Genomic DNA, 3,373 nt, shown 5'->3' with positions numbered 1-3,373 from the left:
TCGTAAAAACATGGAACGTGAAGTTCGCAACGGTCTTCGTAACCAAGTTAAACAAGCTGCATTTGATGCACTTGTCGCTGCAAACGAAATTGAAGTTCCAGCTTCTATGGTTGCTCAAGAAATTGACCGTCAACGTCAACAAATGATCCAACAGTTCACGCAACAGTTTGGTGCTCAAGGTGCTAAAGCATTTGACAGCAGCATGCTTCCAGATGAATTGTTCAAAGAACAAGCTGAAAAATCTGTAAAACTTGGCGTATTGGTAAGCAAAGTATTGGCTGATGCTAAACTTGAAGTTGACCAAGCTCGCGTTGAAGCTTACATCGAAGACATGGCTTCTTCTTACGAAGATCCTACTGAAGTTGTTGAATACTTCAAAAATGACAAACAACAACGTTCACAAATCGAAGCTGTTGTTTTAGAAGATCAAGTGGTTGATCACATTTTAGCAGCTGCGAAAGTAACTGATAAAACTGTTAGCTATGAAGAATTGTTGAAAGAGCAACAAGCTCGTCAACAAGGCTAATTAGCTTAAGTGAAAAAAGGCGCGTAAAGCGCCTTTTTTTATCTGAGCAGGGTATCGGCTTGTCCCAAATTCACAAAGCTTATGCAAAAAATATCTGTTATTTAATGGGGAATATTTTGCAATTTCAGTCATTATCCCTCATATTGTGAATATGGGTTAAGTCACAAAAAATTTAGGAATAAATAAACGTATGTATGTTCCAACTATTGAAAACGCGTTAGTCCCAGTTGTAGTTGAGCAATCGTCTCGTGGTGAACGTTCATTTGATATTTTTTCGCGCCTTTTGCGTGAACGAGTTATTTTTTTAACGGGTGAAGTGGAAGACAACATGGCCAATTTAATTGTGGCACAAATGTTGTTTTTAGAAGCAGAGAACCCAGATAAAGATATTCACCTCTACATTAATTCACCAGGTGGTTCGGTAACAGCAGGTATGGCAATTTACGATACCATGCAGTTCATCAAGCCAGATGTCGTGACTTACTGTATGGGTCAGGCGGCATCTATGGGTGCATTCTTGTTGAATGCAGGTGCTAAAGGTAAACGTTACTGTTTAGAAAATGCACGTGTTATGATTCACCAACCACTAGGTGGTTTCCGTGGTCAAGCATCGGATATTGAAATCCATGCACGTGAAATTTTATTCATTAAAGAGCGTCTAAACCGCTTAATGGCAGAGCATAGTGGTCAAGACTATGAAACTGTTGCAAGAGATACAGACCGTGACAACTTTATGACTGCTCAGGCAGCCAAAGAATACGGTCTTGTGGATGAAGTGCTTAGCAAACGTCCATAAGTTTTAAGATTTTAGTATTGGAGTAAATATGTCCGAACATCCTCAAGGACAAAAGCATTGTTCATTTTGCGGTAAAACGCAGTCTGAGGTCGGGAAACTGATTGCAGGCGAGGACGCGTACATCTGTAATGAATGTGTGGACGTATGCTTAGACTTGGTGCAAACCAGTCAACAAGTTGAGTCGGGTGACTGGGCTGCAAAACCATTGCCTAAACCTCACGAAATTCGTGCGGCATTAGATCAATATGTTATTGGTCAAGATGTGGCAAAGAAAACCTTGTCTGTTGCTGTCTATAACCACTATAAACGCCTTAAAGCGACACATGGTGGGCATAAGCACGATGAGGCTGTTGAAATTGCGAAAAGTAATATCTTATTGGTAGGGCCAACAGGTTCGGGTAAAACTTTACTTGCGCAAACGATGGCACGTCTGCTCGATGTTCCTTTTGCTATGGCTGATGCAACGACACTTACCGAAGCAGGCTATGTCGGTGAAGATGTTGAAAATATCGTGCAAAAGCTTCTACAAAAAGCAGACTACGATGTAGAAAAAGCGCAAAAAGGTATTATCTACATCGACGAAATCGACAAGATTACCCGTAAGTCTGAAAATCCGTCGATCACGCGTGATGTGTCGGGTGAAGGCGTACAACAAGCTTTACTGAAAATGATCGAAGGTACGGTTGCCTCTATTCCACCTCAAGGGGGTCGTAAGCATCCGCAGCAAGAATTTATTCAAATTGATACTTCAAATATCTTGTTCATCTGTGGTGGAGCATTCTCAGGTCTTGAGAAAATCGTACAACAGCGTCAAGAAAAAGGCGGCATCGGCTTCACTGCTGAAGTGAAGAAGAAAGATGAAGGCAAGAAATTGTCTGATTTGTTCCGTCAAGTTGAAGCAACCGATTTGGTGAAATTTGGTCTGATTCCAGAGTTTATTGGTCGTTTACCTGTAATTGCGACTTTGGAAGAGTTAGACGAAGAAGCTTTGATGCAAATTCTGACTGAACCGAAGAATGCACTGACACGTCAATATCAACATTTGTTTGATATGGAAAATGTTGATCTGGTTTTTGAAGACTCAGCACTACGCGCTGTGGCGAAAAAAGCCTTAGACCGCAATACGGGTGCACGTGGCTTACGTTCTATTTTGGAAAATACGCTGCTTGAAACCATGTATGATTTACCAAGTCGTACCGATGTTGGCACGGTTGTGGTGAATGAAGACGTGATTAACGGTACAGCTGCGCCATTATTTAAGCCAGAGCGTTTACCAAGAATCGAACAGAAAGATACAGCTAAAGTTGATTTAAAAGTGATTAACTCAAAGTCCGCTTAAGTTGTTATTCATCTGAAACGTGTGAAAAACGAGTGTTTTCACACGTTTTTTTGTATTCAAAAAAAAGAGGGAATGCTACTCTGCATCATAGGCTGGGATGCCTAGATTAAAACTAAAAATTCAGTATCAAAATAAAAAATATGCCGTGAGGAATAGTCATGCGTGCAATGACGATTACGCTTTTAAGCAGTTTAATTTTATTGGGTTGTCATGGGAAAGTTGCAGTAGAGCAACCCGAATTAACATCAACCCTCAGTCATGAGGTCGATTTTGATCACGACCCTGGCATGATTGAGCAGTATCGTATTGGGGTGTTTAGCGTAGGTGGTTGGGTCAATCAAAAATTAGGACAGCGTTTTCAGCGTGTTCAACCTCAACATGAACAAGCAGCGATCGTCTATCTATACCGTCCAGATTCAAAATGGAACCGTCAAGAAATTGTGGCTTCGAGTTTATTTATTAATAAAGAACGTATTCCAAGCCTGCTTAACAATCATTACTATTGGGTCGAATTGCCCGCTGGGACTTATCGTTTATCGAGTAGTCGGCCTTTGGGCATTAATCATTTCCAAAAGCCAAAATATCTCGATTTTAGCGTAGAAGCGGGGCAGTCTTATTTCATCAAGTATGATGAAGAGAACTTGGCTACCCGACGAGAGGTTGCAGGGCCTTTGGTGGTTATCCCTGAAAAAATTGCGATTCAGGAAATTGC

3 protein-coding genes and 1 pseudogene are annotated in these 3,373 nt (G+C 41.1%); all 4 read left to right on the top strand.

What is annotated here, in order from left to right; all coding sequences use genetic code 11:
• A pseudogene (locus B4F08_RS04260) lies at nucleotides 1-526 on the top strand (trigger factor); the annotation flags it as partial.
• A 190-nt stretch (nucleotides 527-716) separates the two neighbouring features.
• Nucleotides 717-1,322, top strand: coding sequence for an ATP-dependent Clp endopeptidase proteolytic subunit ClpP (gene clpP / locus B4F08_RS04255; RefSeq protein ID WP_016168229.1), 606 nt, complete (start codon nucleotides 717-719; stop codon nucleotides 1,320-1,322).
• A gap of 28 nt (nucleotides 1,323-1,350) precedes the next feature.
• The gene (gene clpX / locus B4F08_RS04250; protein WP_110975545.1) at nucleotides 1,351-2,661 is read left to right on the top strand and encodes an ATP-dependent protease ATP-binding subunit ClpX; all 1,311 of its coding nucleotides are present in this window, start codon (nucleotides 1,351-1,353) and stop codon (nucleotides 2,659-2,661) included.
• A gap of 158 nt (nucleotides 2,662-2,819) precedes the next feature.
• On the top strand, nucleotides 2,820-3,373 hold a 554-nt coding region (locus B4F08_RS04245; protein ID WP_291373380.1), incomplete at its 3' end, for a DUF2846 domain-containing protein.

The sequence above is a fragment of the Acinetobacter sp. UBA6720 genome (assembly GCF_002454215.1).
In the GTDB taxonomy this organism is placed as follows: Bacteria; Pseudomonadota; Gammaproteobacteria; order Pseudomonadales; family Moraxellaceae; genus Acinetobacter.
The sequence above is the reverse complement of the archived record's forward strand: the minus strand, read 5'-3'. Positions and strand labels throughout refer to the sequence as shown.